This is a genomic window from Staphylococcus sp. GDX8P114P-2, from assembly GCF_017892945.1.
Lineage (GTDB): Bacteria > Bacillota > Bacilli > Staphylococcales > Staphylococcaceae > Staphylococcus > Staphylococcus arlettae.
The window spans coordinates 128,211-150,592 of the sequence record NZ_JAESMB010000005.1 but is presented as its reverse complement, the minus strand read 5'-3'; the positions used below and the strand labels follow the sequence as shown (position 1 = coordinate 150,592).

Here is a 22,382-nt window from a genome sequence, read left to right as displayed (position 1 = left end):
AAAAAGTACCTTAGATTAAAGTACTTTCAGACTGTCGACAAAGTCTCTGACTTTGTTGGCAGTTTTTTTGTGCACGATTTCCGCTACAAAATCAGCTAATATAAGCACGCAGCATAAATAGTTTCATACGGGAGTATATCAATAAATTAATTCCTAACATTGTGCATTTCAATAAGTTATGATTAAATTAAAGAAAACGCTTTCGATAGAAATGAGGGGGATTATTTACTATGATTACTTTTATTGTATCGATCATTTTGCTAGTGGTAGGTTATTTCACATATGGTAAATACATTGATAAGATGTTTGGTCCTAATAAAGAGCGACCTACACCAGCCTATGATCAACGTGATAATGTTGACTATTTACCGATGAAAACGTCGTCTAATTCATTAATACAATTGCTGAATATTGCAGGGGTTGGACCTATTTTCGGTCCAATTATGGGAGCATTGTATGGTCCAGTAGCATTTATTTGGATTGTAGTGGGATGTATTTTTGCCGGTGCAGTTCACGATTATTTAACAGGTATGATTTCTATTCGTAACAAAGGGGCACATTTACCTGAATTAGCAGGGAAGTTTTTAGGTAAGGTCATGAAGCACTTTGTTAATATCTTCTCAATATTATTGTTATTACTGACGGGTACAGTCTTTGTGACGAGTCCGGCATTATTATTACATAACTTAATGGATGGTCGTATTGCTTTAGGCATTATTATCTTTGTGATATTTGTTTATTATGTATTATCGACAATCTTACCAATTGATAAGATTATAGGTCGTGTTTATCCAATTTTTGGAGCCTTATTATTAATTAGTGCGGTAGGTATTGGCTTTAGATTGGTTCAAACGGGGGCACCGATTCCAGAAATAAACATTCAAAATATGCATCCAGATGGCGCACCAATCTTCCCGTTATTATTCTTTACAATTACATGTGGGGCCTTATCTGGTTTCCATGCGACACAAACACCGATTATTTCTAGAACAACAAATAAAGAGAAAAATGGTCGTTTTATCTTTTATGGCATGATGATTGCAGAAGGTATCATCGCTATGATTTGGGCTGCTGCTGGTATGAGTTTATTTAATGGTTACAGTGGTTTACAAGATGTCTTAGCACGTGGTGAAGCGGCATTAGTTGTAAGTGAAGCGTCGCATTTATTATTAGGTTCAGTATTTGGTACGATTGCTGTTCTGGGCGTTATTATCTTACCAATTACGAGTGGTGATACGTCATTTAGAAGTGCGCGTATGATTATTGCTGATTATTTAAATATAGGGCAAAGTAAAATTATGAAACGTATATGGGTGGCGACTCCATTGTTTGTTATCAGCTTTGGTTTAACGCAAGTAGATTTTACTATATTATGGCGCTATTTCTCATGGGCGAACCAAACGACTGCCGTTGTAGCATTATGGGTAGGTGCAATGTATTTACTATTAGCTAAGAAAAACTTTTGGGTGGCAGCTATCCCAGCTACATTTATGACATGGAATATTTTCGTCTATATTTTAAGTCAAAAAATCGGGTTAGGGTTAGACTTAACATTAAGTTATTATCTTGGCTTTGGTTTAACGTTATTATGGATTATTTACTTCGTCTACCAATATAAACAAACGGTAGCGCAAACGTCATTTGAATTAGATCATCAAATACCATATGGTCAAAATACTGTGTCGTCTTAATCGTTGAATAAATAGCTAAAGAGCCTAACTCTAAGTAGGGTTAGGCTCTTTAAGTATGTCTACAGGAAGTCTAAAAGATAAGTAGTAGACATCCATTTTTAAGTTAAGCTGTAATGTTTCACGCTAAACAATAACAGTTTTTAATCACTTATATAGATTACTGACAGATGGCGTCGGTCAAAAATATAATTTCCTAAAAAGCTTGTGTCGTCGCACTTCGGCAAGTATGACTACAATTGAAATAAGACTAGTAGAATCAATAATTTCCCAAAGTTATTTGTGGTTAATACTTTTGTTGGTGAAGTCCAAATTCATAATAACAACCCCAGTAATAACAACGACGATACCGATAACATTGACGACCGATAAAATTTCATTGAAAAAAAGTGCACCAATCAATGTAGTACCAGCTGTACCTAACGCTGCCCAAATACTATATGCTTTGCTTAAAGGTAATGTTTTTAAAGAAAATAATAAAAAGATAAATGCGATACCGAAGCTAATAATTAATATTATGCTTGGAATGACATTGGTGAATCCTGAGGATAACTTCAACATTGAAGTACCAAAAATTTCAAAACCAATAGATAATAATAAATAAAGATAACCTTGCATGTACAATACCTCCTTAAAGCCTCAACAGTATGAGTCCGATAATAAGTAACATCAAACCTATTATCGTTTGACGTTGAATACGTTCTTTAAAAATAATAAAACCTACTGCCGCTGTTAAAGCAGTACCAATACCACTCCAAGCTGCATAAGTAAAACTGAGTGGAATCGACATTACTGTTAAAGACAAAAAATAAAATGCTAAAAGATAGCCGACAATGACACCAAGAACAGATAGTTTCTTGCGTGATATTGCGCTAAATTTTAACATCGTGGAACCGAAAATTTCAGAAATAATGGCACCTGCTAAATAAATAATTCCCATCACTTATTCCTCCTGAGCGAGTGAATTTAACATATCGAATATAATACGTTCTATATGAGCCATTTGTGCGGTATCAGCTTCTTCATACATGATAGTAAACCATAAACCATCACTCATTAAACGTAATTTTAAGATTTCATCAGGATCTCCTTGATCTTGAGCAAAGCGTGCTGACCATTGTTGTACTACTTTTTGCCATAACCGTAAGCTGTTTTTGTCTTCCTGCGAAGATATAAGCACAGCAGTTAATTGAGCGTTCGAGGATTGACGCAAATAATCTAGCGTAGTTAATACATAAGCACGGGTAAATACATAATTCCCAGACAACTTGGAGATATGATGTTCTATACTTTGTTCAAAATCTGCAATAGCCATTTCATTCATTTTTTGAATTAATGTGTCTTTATTATTGAAGTGATATAAGACACCACCTTTAGTGATATTAGCTTTTTTAGCTAAGTAATCCATTGTTAATTTTTGCATACCTTCTTCTTGAATAATTGTAGCTGCATGCTGTAATAATTCTTGTTTTTTATTCATCACGATACCTCATTAATGTTTACTATACTGACCGTTCAGTACAGTAAATTTAACATAGAATAATTAAGTACGCAATTTTACATGTTAAAGGACGATTGAGTTTAAGTTTTGAATGTGTGAAGAAATTTTATATACAAAAAGCCAAGTAAACACTTCTTATATGAGTGCTTACTTGGCTTTTTAAGTGCGTTTTATGTTGTTGATGATGATAGTTCGCGGCACATTTTAGGGATAAGGAAGAGATCGATGATCAGCCATATCCATAAGATAAATAGCAAACCATACCCAATGAAGATAGGTGATGTAACCCAACCAGTAAGGCCTAGTCCTACTTGCCAAATGGCGGTATTAAATTTTCGTCCATAAAACCGATGTGCCCCTAATTGACCAAAAAAGAACCAAAGTATGTATGCGATGATGAGTTTATTACGTTCGACTAAAGTATTCGACTGTGTATCTACTTCTGACATTAAGTGAAATCCTCCTTGATAACTCATAGTATTTATTATATTGACTGTTTTAACACTATAAAACATTAAAATAGGGGCGAGCTAGAAATCACTAGTTGTAGTGTGAATTCCTATGCTCGTCCCTGTAATGATGACTATAGAGCAAAATGTTGCTATAGCAATTGCTCAAGGTCATATATAATGAAATAGAAAGGGTAGAATGTTGTAGTAAAGGGCTCAATTTTTACTACACAAGTTCAAATGTAAATGGCTAGTTTACTTTACTTGTTTGGCTCAAGGTTTGATCGCGAATGCACGCACGGGAAACCCAGGTGCATTTTTTGGTTTGGGGCTAATCGTATAAATGATTGCACCCCTAGTTGGGAGTTGATCTAAGTTAGTTAACAGCTCGATTTGATACGTGTCTTGACCAAGGACATAACGCTCTCCTCTAATATCTCCATATTTAGCGACATCTACAGAAGCGTCTGTATCAAAGGTTTCGTGACCGATGGCTTTAATGTTACGTGTTTCAAAGAGAAACTGTAATGCATCAAGGCCCCAACCTGGTAAATGTAATTGTCCGTCACTATCTTTATTTTCAAACTGTTCGATATTGGGCCAACGTTTAGACCAATCTGTACGTAAGGCGACAAAAGTATGCGGTTCAATTGTGCCATGTACTTGTTCCCATTGTAATATATGGTCTTTGGTAACGATAAAATCTGCATCTTGTGCAACTGCTTCGGAAAAGTCTAAAACAATTAATGGCAATACTAATTCTTTAAGTTCTAATTCTTCCAAGTAACGTTGGTGTGGCACAAAATGGATGGGAGCATCGATATGAGTACCATACTGCGTCACGAGATTCCAACGTTGTACAAAAAAGCCATGATCTTCGATGTTATATAATGTAGAAACTTCGGCTTTTTCAAACTCACTAAAGCGTGGGCTATGCTCATCAAAGGTGTGTGTTAAATCTACCCACTCTGTTTGTTTTAACTGTTCTAGTTGGTCCCATAATGGATATTGTGTCATTGTATCAATGCTCCTTTACTTAATTAAACTGTTGCTGGATCTTTAGATTCACGTAATTTTTCTACTGAATTGACTAATACAGTTAAGGCTTCACGTACTTCATCTTCTTTACGTGTTTTCAATCCACAGTCAGGGTTAACCCAGAATAATGAACGATCGATTTCTTGCAATGCACGGTGGATTGCAGTTGTGATTTCATCTTCTGTTGGAATACGTGGGCTGTGAATATCGTATACGCCTAAACCAATACCTAAATCGTAAGTGATGTCTTCAAAGTCTTTAATTAAATCACCATGACTTCTAGATGTTTCAATAGAAATAACATCAGCATCTAAATCATAGATGGCATGAATGATTTGTCCGAATTGAGAATAACACATATGTGTATGAATTTGTGTTGCATCTGCCACAGATGATGTAGATAGTTTGAATGAATGAACAGCTTTGTCTAAATAATCTGCATGGTATTCAGAACGTAATGGTAATCCTTCACGTAATGCAGGTTCATCGACTTGAACAATTTTAATGCCTGCTGCTTCTAATGCTAAAACTTCTTCGTTAATAGCTAAAGCAATTTGGTCTTGGACATCTTCACGTGGTAAATCGACGCGTTCAAATGACCAGTTCAAAATCGTAACCGGACCTGTCAGCATACCTTTCACTGGTTTGTCAGTTAAATTTTGGGCATATACTGTTTCTTTGACAGTTAATGGTTCTGTCCATTTTACATCTCCGTAAATAATTGGTGGCTTCACGGCACGAGAACCATAAGACTGTACCCAACCAAATTTAGTTACTAAGAACCCTTGTAATTTTTCACCGAAGAATTCAACCATGTCATTACGCTCAAATTCACCATGAACAAGCACATCTAAACCGATATCTTCTTGAATTTTGATCCAACGTGCAATTTCATCTTGTAAAAATGTTTTATATGCTTCGTCAGAGATACGGTTGTTTTTCCAATCAGCACGTTGTTTACGCACTTCAGTTGATTGTGGGAAAGAACCGATTGTAGTTGTTGGTAAATCTGGTAAGTTGAGTTGTGCGTCTTGTTGTTTTTTACGTTCTGCAAATGGTGATTGACGTCTATCACGCACTTGTGAAAAGTCATATTCTAGATTTTTAAACGCTTGGTTTTGGAAACGTTCATAACGTGCTTTTAACACATCAAATTTGTCAGAATCATTGTCATTGATTACACGTTTTAATGCATCGAGCTCATCTAATTTCTCAGTAGCGAAGCTTAAGCCTTCAGCAATCGTGTCATCTAAAGTTTCATCATCTAATGAAACTGGAACGTGTAGTAATGATGCTGATGGTTGCACCACTAATTCGGATGTATAGTTTTGTAGTGTTTCAATTAAGTCTTTTTTAGCGGCAATATCGGCAGCCCAAACGTTACGGCCATCAATAATTCCAGCGTAAATTGCTTTATCTTGGTCTAAATCACCAGCTTTAAGTTGCTCTAAGTTGTAACCACGGTCGTGGACGAAATCTAACCCAAAACCTTTAACAGGTAAAGTATTTAAAAACTTAATATTCGCACGTTCAAAATATGTTTGAATTACTAATTTGCTAGCAACTCCTGCTTCAGCGAAATAATCATAAGCTTGTTTAGTAATATTTTCGAAATCTGCACTTGCATCTGTCACAAGGACTGGCTCATCAATTTGAATATATTCAGCGCCAGCATCTACAAGTGATTGTAATACTTCTTTATATAATGGTAGTAACGTTTGAACTTTTTCTTCAAATGTTTGGTTGCCACCTTTTGATAGTTGAACAAATGTAATAGGGCCAACAATAACAGGATGCGCATTAACATTTAATGATTGGGCATAATTAAAACGTTCTAATAAAACATTGTGATTTAATTTTGGTTCAGCGTTATCCCACTCAGGAACAATGTAATGGTAGTTCGTGTTAAACCATTTAATTAAAGCACTCGCTACGTGTTCTTTATTACCTCGGGCAATGTCGAATAACAGATCATTATTAACTTCACGTCCTTGGAAGCGTTCCGGAATTATATTGAAGAGTAATGATGTATCTAAAATGTGATCGTATAATGAGAAATCACCGACTGGAATACTATCTAAATTATAATTTTTTTGCAGTAGTAAATTTTCTTTGTGTAAGTCTGTTAATTGTTGATTTAACTCTGCTTCAGAAATTTTGTTAGACCAGTAACTTTCGATTGTCTTTTTCCATTCTCTTTTTCTACCTAACCTTGGGAAACCTAAATTTGATGTTTTAATTGTCATAATATTGCCTCCTGTTTTGTTGAAGTGATGGTTTTCGAGTATGCTGCTAGTTCTAAAGAAAAATCTACACGTTGGAAGGGTGTAATCAGATATAAGCCGTTGAAATATTCATGTACAGTGTCGATAAGCTCTTTGCATATTGAAATGCTGAGCTCGCGTGTCTTTTCTTTATCGTTTTTAACTGCTTCAAATTGAGTTAATATTTCTTCAGATAGTTTTATGCCAGGTACTTCGTTGTGTAAAAACAACGCGTTGTTATAACTGGTGATTGGCATAATACCAATAAAGAAAGGTACATTTAAATGCTTTGTTGCTTCATATACTGCTTTGATTTTTTCTTTACTATAAACGGGTTGGGTAATGAAGTAATTCATTCCGCTATCGATTTTCTTCTCTAAACGTCGAATAGCCCCGTCTAGTTTACGTACGTTAGGATCAAATGCTCCTGCGATGTTGAAGTTCGTTGCTTGCTTCAGCGCATCACCATCAGTATTGATTCCTTGATTAAAACGTTGTGCGATTTCTGTTAATCCTTTGGATTTCACATCAAAAACATTCATGGCACCGGGAAGGTTACCAATTTTTGAAGGATCACCAGTAATGGTTAATATTTCGTCGACGCCAATGAGTGACAGACCGAGTAAATGAGATTGTAAACCTATAAGGTTACGGTCACGACAAGTAATGTGTACTAACGGTTCAATATTATAATTTTGCTTGATTAGACTAGCTGCCGCGATGTTGCTGATGCGGACAGTAGCTAAGGAATTATCAGCTAACGTTACCGCATCTATATCGGCGTCATCTAATTTTTTGATATTTCTGAAAAATAAGCTTGTATCGAGATGTTTGGGTGTATCTAATTCAACAATAATAGTTGGACGTTGTTTCACTTTAGTAGTTAAATTAACTTTGGAACTTGTCGTTGTTGTTTTAGTTTGGTGTTTAGTTATAGGAATAATATCTTTATGTGTAACAGGTTTTAAGTCTTTAATAGATGACTTAATAAATTTAATATGTTCGGGTGTTGTACCACAACAACCACCGATCAGGCGAACGCCTTCATTTATTAATTTTTGAGCGACGCTACCAAAATATTCAGCGTTATCACTATATTTAAATTCACTGTTATCGATATCTAATAGACTCGCGTTTGGATAACAAGATAAGTAACCGTCATCCGGTAATTCAATATGTGAAAAAGATTGCTGCATATGGTGAGGTCCATGATGACAATTTAATCCTACAACATCGGCGCCACTGGCTTTAAGTTGTTGTAATGCGCTATTGATTTCTGAACCATCACGTAAATAATTGGTATTAGAAGCTGTTAGTTGAGCGACGATAGGAATATCATATTTACGACGTGTCGCTTGAATGATATTTGTTAGTTCTTCTAAATCATAATACGTCTCGAAGAGTAAACCATCAACGCCAGCTTCTACTAAAGTATCGACTTGAATGCCTGTATGGTATTGGATGGCAGATAAGCTTAAGTCCTCTTGGCGCACACCTCGAAAGCCGCCAACGGTACCTAAGATATACGTATCATCATTGGCAGCCTGTTGAGCAATTTTAACGGCAGCCTGATGTATGTCCTTCACTTTATGTTCTAATCCGTAAGCTTTGAGCTTCTCGAAATTAGCTCCATACGTATTGGTCTGAATAATGTCAGCGCCAGCATCTATATATGAACGATGAATATGTTCGACTTTTTCTGGATGGCTGAGATTATATGCTTCAGGACAAGTATCTAAACCTTCAGAATAAAGTATTGTTCCCATCGCGCCGTCAGCGATGAGTATGTTGTGTTTGAGTGCTTGTAACAGTTGAGTCATTAAAAGCCTCCTTAAATGCGTAGTTAAAGTCAGCGATAAGTTCATCTGGGTCTTCTAAACCAACACTTAGTCTAAACAGACCAAAGGTAATATTGCGTGCTTCACGTACATCTTGAGGCACTGCTGCGTGTGACATTGTGGCTGGGTGTGACAAGATCGTTTCAACACCGCCTAGACTGACTGAAACAAGTGGTAGTGACAATGCGTCTACAAAAGCTTGTGCTTTATTTTCATCTTTTAAACGGAAACCGAGCACAGCACCGCCATGTTTAGCTTGTGCTAAATGTGTCTCATTATGTCCCGGGTAATAAACTTCTGCGACTTCATCGCGTTCTGATAAGAATGTAACTAATTGTTGCGCGTTACTTACAGATTGATTAAAGCGTACAGGTAAAGTTTTTAAATGTTTAGCCAATGTCCAACTATCTTGTGCAGATAAGGCATTACCTGTACCGTTTTGTAATAAGTACAACGCATCTGCGACAGCTTTATTATTAGTAATAGCGACTCCAGCAATAATATCGCTATGACCACCTAAAAATTTAGTAGCACTGTGAACAACGATATCTGCACCTAATGTCAATGGAGATTGTCCTAGTGGTGTCATAAAGGTATTGTCAACTGCTACTAGTAAATCACGTGCTTGTGCTAATTGAGCAACTGCTTTAATATCAGTGATTTTAAATAGTGGGTTGGATGGTGTTTCTAAATAAATCAATTTAGTTTGTGACTCAATTGCATCTTCAATTGCCGTAACGTCTGTTGTATCTACAGTAGTGAATCGTATATTAAAGCGTGTTAAAATTTGTTCTGTTAAACGGAACGTACCTCCGTATACATCATCAGGTAAAATGACGTGATCGCCACTATTAAGCGTGAGTAAGACTGATGAAATAGCCGCAATACCTGAAGCATAAGCAAAGGCGTAGTCAGCCCCTTCTAGTTTAGCTAGTTTTTCTTCTAATAAATTACGGTTAGGGTTGCCACTGCGTGCATAATCATATGTTGCATCGCCACCTAGTACTTGTTGATGGAACGTTGATGAATCATATAATGGTGGGTTTGCTGAATCATAGTCCTGTCCACGGTGTGCATCATATATTACTTCTGTTTCTTTTGATAAAGTCATGAAATCACTCCTACTTTAGATTTTTCTAATGCTTGAATAATATCTGCTTCGATATCTTCATAGTTTTCAACGCCAATAGATAAACGGATTAAATATTCGTCAATGCCACGTTTATCTTTTTCTACATCGGGCATATCAACATGTGTTTGTGTATATGGGAAGGTAATCAATGTCTCAGTACCACCTAAGCTTTCTGCGAAGATACAAACATCAATGTTTTCTAAAAATTTGGCAACGCTATAGTCTTTGTGTAAACGTAAACTCATCATACCGGTGCGGCCGCTGTATAATACTTCAGAGATTGATGATAACGTCGAACATCGCTCTGCAAGTCGTTTGGCATTTTCTTCTGAACGATCTAAGCGTAAATGTAATGTTTTTAGACCTCGTTGTAATAAATAACTATCGATCGGTGATAATGTCGCTCCAATCATATTGTGTAAGGCGTTAAAGTCTTCAGCGAGTTGTGGGTCTTTAACTGTTACGATGCCTCCTAAGACGTCATTATGACCTCCGATATATTTAGTACCTGAATGTAAAACAATGTCTGCACCTTCCTCTAATGGTGTTGAAAGATAAGGTGTTAAGAACGTATTATCAATAATAGTTAACAAGTTACGCTCTTGGCTTAAAATATAGTAAGGTTCAAGGTCGACCTCTAACATTAAAGGATTTGATATTGGTTCAATAAAAAGTGCACGTGTTTGTGGTGTTAGTGCTTGTTGTACTTCTTCGTAATTTAAAAAGTCGACATATCTAAATTTCACGCCATATTGTTGTTCATAAAAATCAAATAGTCTAAATGTACCTCCGTACAAATCAAAAGATACGAGCACCTCATCTCCTGGTTTGAAAATATTACAAACGAGTTGAATTGCTGCCATACCGCTAGACGTTGCATAGGAAGCTATACCGCGTTCTAATTTAGCAAACGCTTCTTCAAATGCTGAACGTGTAGGGTTTTTCGTTCTTGTATAATCAAAACCCGTCGATTCTCCCAAATGCGGATGCTGATATGCAGTTGATAAATAAATAGGGTTGGCGATAGAGCCAGTAACATCTTGTGTTAATGCGATTTGAGCCAATTCAGTATTTTTCATAATATATAACCTCCTAAAAAATAAAAAAGCTTCCGTCCTTTAGACCCGAAAAATTCGGATATAAAGGACGAAAGCTTGCTTCGTGGTACCACCTTAGTTTGTTGTTTTATTGCTAAAACAACCTTATCCAGTACGCTAACAGTTGATGCATCGACATTTTGAATCTATAGAAGATTTCAAAACAATGGAAATTAATTCCAGTTTGGCATGTAACTGATGTTAATACTGTATCGCTATAACGGGCGATCCCGATGATGCCTCATATTGGCATCAGCACTCAAAGGCCATTTTCAAACTTGCTTTCTGTGTCTTCTTTCAGCAACTGAAGACTCTCTGTGCCAGCAGGGTTAGTTCTACTTTCCTTATTACTGTGTTTAGCTATTTGTTTTAACTGATAAATCATAGCTTACACATTAAAAGAAATTTTGTCAACAACTTTTCTGAAAATTTAGATTAACGAGATTATTTTGATATTAGAATAAAAAGGCTAATCTGCGCTAGTATAAATATTTCTACTTGTTCTCACGTATAAAAATTCATAAAATAACAGTAAAGCTGTTAGAAAGGTAGGTGAATATCATCGCACAGACAGAAGACAACCGTTTAATTACTACCCAGGACGAAGAGGTGCAACATATTGCACTAGATCAAATTAAAGCCAATCCATACCAACCCCGAAAAACATTTGATGATACTAAATTAGATGATTTAGCGGGTTCTATTCGACAACACGGCATTCTACAACCAATTGTCTTACAGCAAACTATAAAAGGCTATCATATTGTAGTAGGTGAACGCAGATTTCGTGCATCACAACGTGTGGGTCTGACAACGATTCCTGCTATTGTCAAAACAATGACAGATGAAGATATGATGGAACTTGCGATTATTGAAAACTTACAGCGCGAAGACTTGAACGCAATTGAAGAAGCTGAAAGCTATCGTAAATTAATGGATGACCTACAATTAACACAACAAGAAGTTGCGACACGCTTAAGTAAATCGAGACCGTATATTGCTAATATGTTACGTTTACTTAATTTACCAACTGAAATCATGCGAATGATTCGCGATGAACAACTTTCGGGAGCACATGGACGTACACTATTAGCTGTTAAAGATAAGCGCACAATGAATAAAATGGCGCAGCAAGCCTACGAGGAGTCTTGGAGCGTACGTTATTTAGAGGATTGTATCAATTCAGCAAAAAATAGCAAGACATCAAAACAAGCTTCAACGAGTAAGAAAAAGCCCAAGTTTATTCAACAACAAGAACGGCAATTAAGAGACCAATATGGCTCAAAGGTGAATATTTCTACCGTGAATAAAAAAGGGCACATCACATTTGAATTTACTTCCGAGGAAGAATTTAAGCAATTGATACAACAACTTAATGCCCAATATCGAAAATAAGCATAGTATCTTTGCAGTCATGCATTATGAAGTAGTAGTCAAACACTTGTTAACGGTGTAATGGTAATAAATAGGACAAATATCAGCAATATAAAAAGCGCGTGCCTTAAGAGAAGGCGACGCGCTTTTATAATACGTTTTAATTATTAAGATTAACCTTTTAGAGAAATTGAGTTTACTCTGAGTGTCAGCAACACATTCATGATTTGTTAACTCCTTAACTCGTAATATAATCGCCACCATTCACATGAATGACTTGTCCTGTAATGTATGAGCTATCTGCATAAGAAGCTAAGAAAACATATGCAGGTGCTAGCTCTGCTGGCTGTCCTCGTCTCCCCATCGGTGTGTCATCACCTTGGTGTTCGACTTTGTCTTGGCTAAAAGTTGCAGGGATGAGTGGCGTATAAATAGGACCAGGAGCTACAGCGTTGACCCGTATCCCTTTTTCAACCAAGCTTGTAGCAAGTGAACGTGTAAATGCTACGATTGCGCCTTTAGTGGCAGCGTAATCTATTAAATGACCGGAACCACGATAAGCTGTCACACTCGTTGTATTAATTATAGCATCGCCTGATGAGAGGTGAGGTTCAGCTGCTTGAGATAGAAACATCATACCAAAAATATTAGTCTCAAATGTTTCTTTAATTTGCTCCGGTGTGATGTCAGCAAAGTGATCTTGTGGGAATTGGACACCACCATTATTTACTAAAATGTTGAGTTGGCCGAAATCGGTAATTACTTGTTGAATTAATGCTTGAGAGTCAGCTACGCTTTTTAAATCATGTGCATAAGCTTTAGCTGTCACTCCAAAAGATTTAATATAAGCAACAATGTCATCAGCATCGCTATGCTCGTCATAATAACCTATGGCGACATGAGCACCTTCTTTAGCATAAAGCGTTGCTATCGCACGACCAATACCAGAATCGCCTCCAGTAATGAGTGCGACTTTACCTTGTAATTTTCTGCCTGCTTGATAGTCATCAAATTCAGAAATGGGTTTCGGCTGCATATCTTTTTCGATACCAGGTTGACGCTGTTGTACGTATCCTTTTATTTCTTTATGAAAATCAACTAAGTTCATAAAGCACCTCCAAAAGTGTCATTATTAATCCGATACCACCTGTAGTGCAAATGAAACTTAGTTACAATTATTATATTGCTATTCAAGTAAAAAGGAGATTAGTATCGTGAAATACTAATCTCCCGTCTGTTATGAGTTTAAAACATCGCCTTACATCAAATCGTGATATTAGAGTTAGTTTGAAGTGCGACGATGTTTATTGAATGCGTAAACTAATTAATAGTAATACCAATTTTATAAGGTTGTTTACCTATTATAAATCTGAAAATATGGAATTCCCTTAAAATAACATAAGCAATCAAGTGTTTTCGCGTAAAAGCCACTATTATAACGATATTTTAGTTAAGCTTGTGATGAAGCAGAAAAGCTCAATCTTGGAATGAACGTTTCAAAGTGAACATTTTCTTGTGGTATATCTAATGTTTGTAGTTGCATAATCATTGAATTTAGGAACGAATTACCACCACAGATGTAAATTTCAGTGTTTGCATCTACATACTCTTGTAATTGTTTAGAATCGATAAAGCCATCAACATCTCTAAAATGAGTTTTGAATTCACCTTGTGCAACAGAGTTATTAATGTCGTTCAATTCTTGTTCAAATGCTACATTATTGTCATTAGATGTAACTTGAATAAATGTAGCTGCTAATTGTTTATTTGCTACTTCGCGGTACATTGATACTAAAGGTGTCACTCCTACACCAGAACCTAAGAATAATTGTTTATTATTGTTATCGGCTAAACCGAAACCACCAACTGGTGCCGATAAATTTAAAGTATCGCCAATAGTTACTTCATCATGTAAAATTGTTGAAACTTCACCTTCATGATCATCAGTTACATCGCGTCTTACACCAAATGTTAAATAGTTAGTATCACCATCGACAATGGAATAATGACGTTTAGCTCTGTATGGTAATTTGTCACTGGCTACGTCAACCGTAATATATTGACCAGGTACAAACTGACTTAAATCAATATTTTCTGATGTAATTGTGAATGATTTTATGATGTCTGTTTGTTCTTTAATGTCTGTGACTTTGAATGGCTGGAAGCCGTCCCAAGCCATGTTACTGTAAACTTCTTGTTCTAAACCGATAAATGCATCTGCAATTGCTTGATATGCTTTGCCCCACGTTTGGATAACTTCACTATCATCTGTCAGTCCAGTCACTTCTTTAATCGCCCATAATAAATTTTCTCCAACAATAGGATAGTGTTCAGGTTTTACTTGTAAAGCGCAGTGTTTATATACTACTGGCATAATAGCAGGAACGATAGGTGACAAATCATCGATATTATCGGCAGCTGCTAAAACGGCCATAGCTAGTGCTGAAGATTGTAAACCTTTTTTCTGGTTTGTTTGGTTAAAAACATTTTTTAATTCTGGATGTGTTTCAAATAAGCGTTTATAAAATTTCGAGGTAATTGTTTGTCCTTCTTCTTTTAGTAAGGGTACCGTGTCTTTAATAGTACTAATTTCTTTTTGAGTTAACATAATATGACCTCCTTATTTATCTAACTTAATTATTAAACTATTGTATTAATTGTTCAAGTAAATAAAAGGAAAGTCATAAAGGATTCAAAATTTTAAATTGTGCGTATTTCATCACATTATTTTAACTGAGTAGTTAATGATAATATTAAGATATTAGTAGTCGATAGTATAAGTTCTGAAATAGGGAGTGGTTGTATGAAAATTGCATTAACACCTAATACATATGGTTTTCATTTAAAAGGTGATTTTCAGGAAACAGTGGCAGGGTTACAAACGACAGGTTATGAAATTAGACAGCATCATGATTATCGCTGGGATGGGTTACAACGAACTGAGCAAGATGTTTATATTTTTCAATATACGCTTAGTGGCAAAGGTGCTATTCGCATTGGCCAACAACAGTTTTCATTAAGACAAGGTGATGCCTTTTTTGTCAAAGTCCCTAGTGATCATTGTTATTATTTACCATATGAATCTGAACAATGGGAGTTTTTGTACTTTACAATCTATGGCAATATGGCAGCAACGCTCTTTGAAAAAATACAAGGAAATGCAGCACCCATTTTACAGTTGCCACTCCATGCAGCGCCTATCCAATTTATCATTGAAACACTAGAAAAAATAGAAAATATAGGTATCCATCACGGTTACGAATCTTCTGCGCGTGCTTATACGTTTGTGATGAAATGTCTGGAGTATTTAGAATACGGTGAACAATTGGAGACAGCAGATGACTCACCAATTAATAAAGCAATACGGTACATAGAAAAATATTATTATGAAGATTTATCGTTAGATGATGTTGTAGCGGTGACCCAACTTTCTAAATATTATTTTACCAGGCAGTTTAATGCCGCGATGAAAGTAACACCTATACAGTATTTAACTCAAATACGTATACGTGTTAGCGTCCAATTATTAATAACAAGTGAATTATCAGTGTCTGAGATTGCTAATCAAGTAGGATTTAGGTCTAGTAATTATTTTAGTAAAGTATTTAAAAAATTAATTGGTGTAACACCTGGTAGTTATCGTAAGTATAATAAAGTGATGCCAGTAGATAAATTATTCATTGATTAATAGAGCAATATTTTACTCTTTTCAAAAAAATTTACGATTGATAGATATCAGAATTTTCACTAATCTAAATATAAGATATTGTAATTACAGTAAATGAATACAAGAAATAAAAGGTTTAAGTACTGTAAAAGCAATTTATGAAATCGCAATATTAAACTTATATTTAGGGGGCGGTAATATGAAGAAAATTACGTTTTTAGGTGCAGGTAGTACCGTGTTTGCTAAGAATGTATTAGGTGATTGTATGACTGTTGAGGCATTACAAGATTTTGAATTTGCGTTATATGACATAGACGAACAACGTTTAGAAGATTCTGAACAGATGTTAAACAACTTAAAAAGCAGTTTAAATGCTAGCGTCACAGTACGTGCTTATCATAACCGCAAAGAAGCTTTACGAGATGCTAAATATGTTATTAATGCTATTCAAGTTGGTGGATATGATCCAGCTACTATTACAGATTTTGAGATTCCTAAACAGTACGGTTTACGTCAAACCATTGCTGATACATTAGGTATTGGAGGTATTTTCCGTAATTTAAGAACGATTCCAGTCATGCAAGCATTTGCGCAAGATATGAAAGAAGTGTGTCCAGATGCCTGGTTTTTAAATTACACAAATCCGATGGCCGTGTTAACAAACATTATGCTGCAAGAAGGGATCAAAACAGTTGGCTTATGCCATAGTGTTCAAGTTTGTGCCAATGATTTATTAACATCGTTGGATATGCCAACGGATGGTATTCAGTATAAAATTGCTGGTATCAATCACATGGCCTGGTTGCTTGAAATCACCCGTAACGGTAAAGATTTATATCCGGAAATTAAACAACGAGCGAAAGCAAAACAACAACAGCCACATGATGATATGGTGCGTTTCGAACTCATGGATAAATTTGGCTATTATATTACTGAGTCTTCAGAACATAATGCCGAATATCATCCTTATTTTATTAAAAGCCAATATCCAGAATTGATAGAGCGTTTCAATATACCATTGGATGAATACCCACGTCGTTGTGTCAATCAAATAACAGAATGGGAACAAATGCGTGATGATATGGTGAATAATAAAAATTTAGAGCATGAACGTTCACATGAATATGGCTCGTATATCATTGAAGCAATGGAAACGAATCAACCGTTTAAAATTGGAGGCAACGTTTTAAATACTGGTGGTTTAATTAGTAATTTACCAGAAAATGCTGTAGTAGAAGTACCGTGTTTAGTGGATAGTAGTGGCATTGCACCGACTTATATTGGTGCGTTACCAGAACAACTCGCAGCATTAAATAGAACGAATATTAACACGCAATTATTGACTATTGAAGCGGCATTGACTCAGAAAAAAGAAAAAATATACCAAGCAGCAATGTTAGATCCTCATACAGCAGCAGAATTATCAATCGATGACATTATTGCATTATGTGATGATTTAATTACAGCTCATGGCGATTGGCTACCAAAGTTCGACTAATATCAGCGAGAGCTTTGAACAGGTACACAAAGAACTATTATGCCTAGCTTTAACAATATTAAAAGCTAGTAGAACTTAAGGGGTGGTTTTTTGGATAGACAAGTAACCCGAAAAGCAAAGTATTCTTTTGGTATTGGTGCTTTTGGTAAAGATTTAGTAGTAGGTCTAACGGGTACCTTCTTAATGTTTTATTTTACGGACGTATTAGGAGTGGCAGCAAGTTTTGTAGGAACGCTGTTTTTTGTCGCACGTATTTGGGATGCAATTAATGATCCGGTTATGGGCATGATTGTAGATAAAACTAAAACCAAATGGGGCAAATTTAGGCCGTGGTTAGTGATTGGTACTATTATTAATGCGGTGATAACCATCATTTTATTTAGCGATTTTGGGTTATCTGGCACAAGTTTGTACGTATATGTTTCAGTGTTTTATATTTTGTGGGGGATGACTTATACGATGATGGATGTGCCATATTGGTCATGGTTACCCAATTTAACTAACGACCCAACAGAACGTGAGGAGGTATCTATTATTCCTCGTGTGTTTGCTAGTTTAGCCAATTTGATTGTTGGGACTGCAGGTTTAACAGTTGTAGCATTTTTTGCTCACCATTTTGGAGGGGGAGAGCAATCAGTAGGCTTCTTTATTATGACAGTGATCATTGCTATTGTGTTTATTATTGCAATCCTAATCACTGTACGTAACGTTTATGAAGCGCCCACAAATATTGATACAGGTATAACATTACGTTTTAAAGATATTTGGCGTATTTTATTCATGAATAAAGAGTTACTAGCGTATATCGGTATATTAGTCACTTTCTTTTTAAGTATTCAATTATTAGGTAATGTCGCAATATATTATTTTAGTTATGTAGCAGAATCCAAGGCGTTGTTTGCACTGTATAATGGTGTTGGTTTTGTAGAAATCATTGCGTTGTTAATGTTTCCTAAATTAGCAAAATGGCTGTCACGTGAACATGTGTTTCCAATAGCAGCAGTATCATTATCCACGGGCTTAATCATTTTTTTAATTGCAAGCTATGTATCGCCCTCTGCTGTGATACCAGTCATAATAGGGACAATATTTATTAAAACAGGTACTGGATTTATTATGGGCATTATTACTGTATCGATTGCAGATGTTATTGATTATAGTGAATTGAAATTTGGTCAAAGGAATGAAAGTGTTATTACATCAACTCAAACGTTCTTGATGAAAACTGCTATGGCAGTAGCGGCACTATTTACCGGATGGGGATTAGACTTATTTGGTTATCAAGCTGGTCAACAGCAAAGTGACTTTACGAAAAATGGTTTACGTATCATCATGATTGCATTACCTATAATCAGCGTCTTTTTAAGTTACCTCATTTACCGATTCAGTTATCATTTGAAAGGTGCGTACATTCAAGATGTTGTAAATGTCTTAAATGTTAAAAAGCGACAAATTAAATAATAAGACTAACAAGAGACTGGGACAATATTGATTGTCCTAGTCTTTTTTCATATTGGCAGTAGCTGACTGCATTGAAAATGCGCTTCAAATCAAGCTTGTTTCAAGGCTAGTCAACCTTGCCGGAGTGGGAAGACGAAATCATTTTTTCAAAAACAGATTTCTGTCCCACTCCCTTTACTATGAAAGAGCTATGTATTATTTTGTTGGTCTATCAAGTACTAATAAGTACTTAGCAAGTAAGCATTAAAATATAGATAGAAGTAAGTGGAAATATAAGCGTTATAAAAATGTTAGCTATTTTCTGTCGGTTACTGTAGGGTAGCCTTAGCGTTGTCTGACTTCAGACTACCGGTAGTGATACTTTGCTATTTTTAAGATGAATTACAGCAACTGCACCGTTGCAAATGCAAACGGTGCAGGAGGATTAACTTTCTTTATTTTCAAAGTCTTCTTGTTTGTTATTATCAAAGAAAGATGAAAATTTATCTTTAATATCATCTAACTTGTTATTTACTTTATCGAGCTCTTCTTGCATTTGATCACTGTTGCCATTTTCTTGTTGATCTTTAGCTTGCTCTAAGTTGTTTACAGCACTTTGATATTTATCGGCTAAATTTTCTGTCGTGGATGAATCAGCTTCTTGTTTAAGACTATCTACTTTATCTTGTAATGATTGCAGTTTAGATTCTGTTTCATCATTTCCATTACTTATATCATCTTTAATTGTTTGGATTTGGCTTTCAATTTTACTATTTTGATGTTCGAAATTAACATTTTCACCTTGGCCAGCATCGTTTTGGTTTTGATTATCAGTTTGTGCTTGCTCTGTTTGATTTTGTTGTCCGTCATCACGTGAGTTGAAAAATGCTGTTACGGCAAAAACACCTACGATAAGTAACAAAATAATAGCACTTAAACCGAGCCACGTATTTTTACGTTTGGTTTTTTTATTTTCTTCCAGTAATTGTAATTCTCGTTCTCGATCGCGTTGATTATAATGGGCTTCTGATTTTAAGTGATTCGGATCATGTGAATCATGCGCATAGGATTGTTGGTATTTTTGGATACGACTATAAGGGCTGTATAATACTTCTCCAAAGATATCGTACTGTTGCTCGTCCGTAACACTATGTGTGTTTAAATCAGTATTAACCTTACCGTGTTTATCTAATGCAATAATAGTTCCATCGTCTTCAATCTTTAAAATTTTAGGATATTCGTTAAAGTTATTATTACGCTGCATCATCTTCACCCTCATCTTCTAGTTAAAAATTACTACCATAGTAAGCTATACCCAAATTGTTCTATGTTATAAATAGTAAAAGGATACTTAACATAAAAATAATAAAAGCTGACTTAAATTAAATTAACGTACTTTATTATATTTTTATCCATATTTTGAGTGAGGTCGTCATCAGAAATAATGAAATCCAATTCAGCCAAACCACTTATTTTAGCTGTTACAACTTTGCCTACTAATAAGTTGTAAATACAATAAAAGCTACAAGACATAGTGCTATTATAAAAAAACTAATACCGATAAATATCGAATGTTTGTTGAATGCTACTATACCGAAGCAAATAAAAGTGACGCTTAAGCAAAGCATAGCTATAAAGTGTGGAAATTGTAAGATGTTGAATGAAATACTTAAATTTAAAAGAAAGCTTAGGATCCCTAAAGATAAAAATATTCTCTCAATAAAAGTGAAAGTTATAGGGGGCTTCATATAATATACTCCTTCTATAAATTTTTAAACTACTATAACACAAGTAGTATAATAAATTGAATTTCATGTTTTTGTAGTCAATATATTATAGATAAAATTATGTTCATTCTGTATCTATAACTCTAAATATATTATGCAAATATAATTTAAAGCGTTTTATTTTATAAATGTAAGAAAGCGCTTACGTATAGGGGGATGTAACATGGAAGAATCAAGTACGTTGTTAACTATAGTGGGTTTATTGATTATTATTTCAATAGTCACTTTGTTAATCATTAAAAAGATAAGTCCAGTAGTAGGAATGATACTTATTCCTATCGTTGGTGCATTATTAATTGGTCATGGGTTTGGGGATATTTGAAAATATGTGGATTCCGGAATTGACCAAGTTTTTAATGTTGCTATTATGTTTATTTTCGCTATTATTTATTTTGGTATTATTTCTGATAGCGGATTATTTAGACCATTTGTAAAAGTAATGATTAAATTTACGCGAGGGAATGTTATTATTGTGGCTGTTGTGACCGCATTAATTGGAACATGTGCACAGTTAGATGGTGCAGGAGCAACAACATTTTTATTAGCAATACCCGCATTATTACCTTTATATCGTGCACTAAAAATGAGTCCGTATTTATTAGTATTGTTGTTAGCCCTAAGTGCTGCAATCATTAATATGGTTCCGTGGGGTGGCCCAATGGCTAGGACAGCGTCAGTTATTGGCGTCGACAATATTAATGACCTGTGGTATCAAGTCATTCCATTACAATTAATCGGTATTGTGTTAGTCGTATTATTTGCAATGTTCCTAGGTATGCGAGAAAAAAGAAAAATTGCCCGTACTTATAGTGATATGGATAGGGAAAAAGTAGATATTCAAAGTATTGTTGAGGGTTATGAGCAACAACAAAACGAAAATTCTCCTATTATAGGTGAAGCGGCTAAACATAAATATATTTTATGGCTTAATTTAATTTTAACTATAATTATTGTCGCTATGATGCTCTTAGATATAGTGCCACCTGAGTTGGCGTTTATGATTGGTGTGGCGATTGCACTACCGCTTAACTTTAGAAATGTAGACTATCAAATGGAACGTATACGTGCCCATGCACCGAATGCCTTAATGATGGCAGCAGTAATCTTAACAGCAGGTGTGTTTTTAGGTATTTTAAATGAAACGGGAATGTTAAAAGCCATAGCATTATCGTTAATTACGATATTACCAACAGCTGTCGGACCATACTTACATATTATAGTTGGTATGTTAGGTGTACCTTTAGATTTATTAACTAGTACAGATGCATATTATTTTGCAATATTACCAATTGTAGAGTCTACTGCAGGCCAGTTTAATGTGCCTACAGAATCTACAGCTTTTGCACTGATGATTGGAAATGTTATCGGTACGTTTGTGAGTCCATTTGCACCAGCAGTTTGGTTAGCAGTTGGTCTTGCTGAAATTAATATGGGTAAATATATTAAATACGCCTTTTTCTGGGTGTGGGGATTCTCAATTATAATGTTAATTATCGCAATTTGCTTAGGTATTGTAACGATTTAGTTTAGATTATAGTCTTAATATATTATTATTGATAATTTTATAAAAAAGCTGGGACATGTATGAACTTGTCCCAGCTTTTAATTG

At 35.2% G+C, this 22,382-nt stretch carries 17 protein-coding genes, 1 pseudogene and 1 other annotated feature; of the genes and pseudogenes, 6 read left to right on the top strand and 12 right to left on the bottom strand.

The genetic code is table 11. From position 1 onward, the window contains the following. Positions 1 to 230: 230 nt before the first annotated feature. Entirely contained in the window at positions 231 to 1,691 is a 1,461-nt protein-coding gene (locus KA845_RS02075) for a carbon starvation CstA family protein (RefSeq protein WP_103388634.1), read from the top strand. 273 nt (positions 1,692 to 1,964) lie between these two features. On the opposite strand, the gene KA845_RS02070 is transcribed toward KA845_RS02075, so the two are convergent. From KA845_RS02070 to KA845_RS02030, 9 genes are all read right to left on the bottom strand, one after another. Next, a complete protein-coding gene (locus KA845_RS02070) occupies positions 1,965 to 2,306 on the bottom strand; it encodes a DMT family transporter (RefSeq protein ID WP_021459382.1) in 342 nt (113 codons plus the stop codon). Between the two features lie 13 nt (positions 2,307 to 2,319). After that, a complete protein-coding gene (locus tag KA845_RS02065) occupies positions 2,320 to 2,631 on the bottom strand; it encodes a DMT family transporter (protein WP_276330037.1) in 312 nt (103 codons plus the stop codon). Continuing rightward, positions 2,632 to 3,168, bottom strand: a complete 537-nt coding sequence (locus KA845_RS02060; protein ID WP_103388631.1) for a TetR/AcrR family transcriptional regulator — start codon at positions 3,166 to 3,168, stop codon at positions 2,632 to 2,634. It lies immediately after the preceding gene. A gap of 191 nt (positions 3,169 to 3,359) precedes the next feature. Then, entirely contained in the window at positions 3,360 to 3,638 is a 279-nt protein-coding gene (locus tag KA845_RS02055) for a TM2 domain-containing protein (protein ID WP_002509669.1), read from the bottom strand. 273 nt (positions 3,639 to 3,911) lie between these two features. After that, a complete protein-coding gene (locus KA845_RS02050) occupies positions 3,912 to 4,655 on the bottom strand; it encodes a cyclase family protein (protein WP_103388630.1) in 744 nt (247 codons plus the stop codon). A 23-nt stretch (positions 4,656 to 4,678) separates the two neighbouring features. Continuing rightward, positions 4,679 to 6,925, bottom strand: coding sequence for a 5-methyltetrahydropteroyltriglutamate--homocysteine S-methyltransferase (gene metE / locus KA845_RS02045; RefSeq protein WP_210127771.1), 2,247 nt, complete (start codon positions 6,923 to 6,925; stop codon positions 4,679 to 4,681). Further along, on the bottom strand, positions 6,919 to 8,760 hold the full coding sequence (locus tag KA845_RS02040) for a bifunctional homocysteine S-methyltransferase/methylenetetrahydrofolate reductase (RefSeq protein ID WP_210127756.1): 1,842 nt from the start codon (positions 8,758 to 8,760) through the stop codon (positions 6,919 to 6,921). The genes metE and KA845_RS02040 overlap by 7 nt, the downstream gene beginning before the upstream one ends. Then, positions 8,714 to 9,889: a cystathionine beta-lyase MetC gene (gene metC, locus KA845_RS02035; RefSeq protein WP_021459378.1), complete on the bottom strand. Its 1,176-nt coding sequence runs from the start codon at positions 9,887 to 9,889 to the stop codon at positions 8,714 to 8,716. Before metC ends, KA845_RS02040 begins: the two co-directional genes overlap by 47 nt. Beyond that, entirely contained in the window at positions 9,886 to 10,989 is a 1,104-nt protein-coding gene (locus tag KA845_RS02030) for a PLP-dependent transferase (RefSeq protein ID WP_002509664.1), read from the bottom strand. Before KA845_RS02030 ends, metC begins: the two co-directional genes overlap by 4 nt. 60 nt (positions 10,990 to 11,049) lie before the next feature. Further along, positions 11,050 to 11,367: a binding site (T-box leader), on the bottom strand. 201 nt (positions 11,368 to 11,568) lie between these two features. Between KA845_RS02030 and KA845_RS02025 the strand changes: the two genes are divergently transcribed. Then, entirely contained in the window at positions 11,569 to 12,402 is an 834-nt protein-coding gene (locus tag KA845_RS02025; protein ID WP_210127770.1) for a ParB/RepB/Spo0J family partition protein, read from the top strand. Between the two features lie 217 nt (positions 12,403 to 12,619). Here KA845_RS02025 and KA845_RS02020 read toward each other — a convergent pair whose 3' ends face one another. Together KA845_RS02020 and KA845_RS02015 are read right to left on the bottom strand one after the other, a co-directional pair. Continuing rightward, complete coding sequence (locus tag KA845_RS02020) at positions 12,620 to 13,489, bottom strand: SDR family oxidoreductase (protein ID WP_103388626.1); 870 nt, start codon at positions 13,487 to 13,489, stop codon at positions 12,620 to 12,622. A 342-nt stretch (positions 13,490 to 13,831) separates the two neighbouring features. Then, positions 13,832 to 14,989 (bottom strand): globin domain-containing protein, encoded by a 1,158-nt coding sequence (locus KA845_RS02015; protein ID WP_210127755.1) that lies wholly within the window; start codon positions 14,987 to 14,989, stop codon positions 13,832 to 13,834. A 195-nt stretch (positions 14,990 to 15,184) separates the two neighbouring features. Between KA845_RS02015 and KA845_RS02010 the strand changes: the two genes are divergently transcribed. The 3 genes from KA845_RS02010 to melB all read left to right on the top strand — a co-directional run bounded on the left by KA845_RS02010 (position 15,185) and on the right by melB (position 19,007). Further along, positions 15,185 to 16,069 (top strand): AraC family transcriptional regulator, encoded by an 885-nt coding sequence (locus KA845_RS02010; RefSeq protein ID WP_210127754.1) that lies wholly within the window; start codon positions 15,185 to 15,187, stop codon positions 16,067 to 16,069. Between the two features lie 178 nt (positions 16,070 to 16,247). Further along, positions 16,248 to 17,546, top strand: coding sequence for an alpha-glucosidase/alpha-galactosidase (gene melA / locus KA845_RS02005; RefSeq protein ID WP_210127753.1), 1,299 nt, complete (start codon positions 16,248 to 16,250; stop codon positions 17,544 to 17,546). A 90-nt stretch (positions 17,547 to 17,636) separates the two neighbouring features. Beyond that, entirely contained in the window at positions 17,637 to 19,007 is a 1,371-nt protein-coding gene (gene melB / locus KA845_RS02000) for a melibiose:sodium transporter MelB (protein WP_107373831.1), read from the top strand. A 424-nt stretch (positions 19,008 to 19,431) separates the two neighbouring features. Here melB and KA845_RS01995 read toward each other — a convergent pair whose 3' ends face one another. Further along, positions 19,432 to 20,253, bottom strand: a complete 822-nt coding sequence (locus KA845_RS01995) for a hypothetical protein (protein ID WP_232158767.1) — start codon at positions 20,251 to 20,253, stop codon at positions 19,432 to 19,434. A gap of 683 nt (positions 20,254 to 20,936) precedes the next feature. On the opposite strand from KA845_RS01995, the pseudogene KA845_RS01990 reads away from it, so the two are divergent. Then, positions 20,937 to 22,298 (top strand): annotated as a pseudogene (locus tag KA845_RS01990) (CitMHS family transporter). The last annotated feature ends 84 nt before the right edge of the window (positions 22,299 to 22,382 follow it).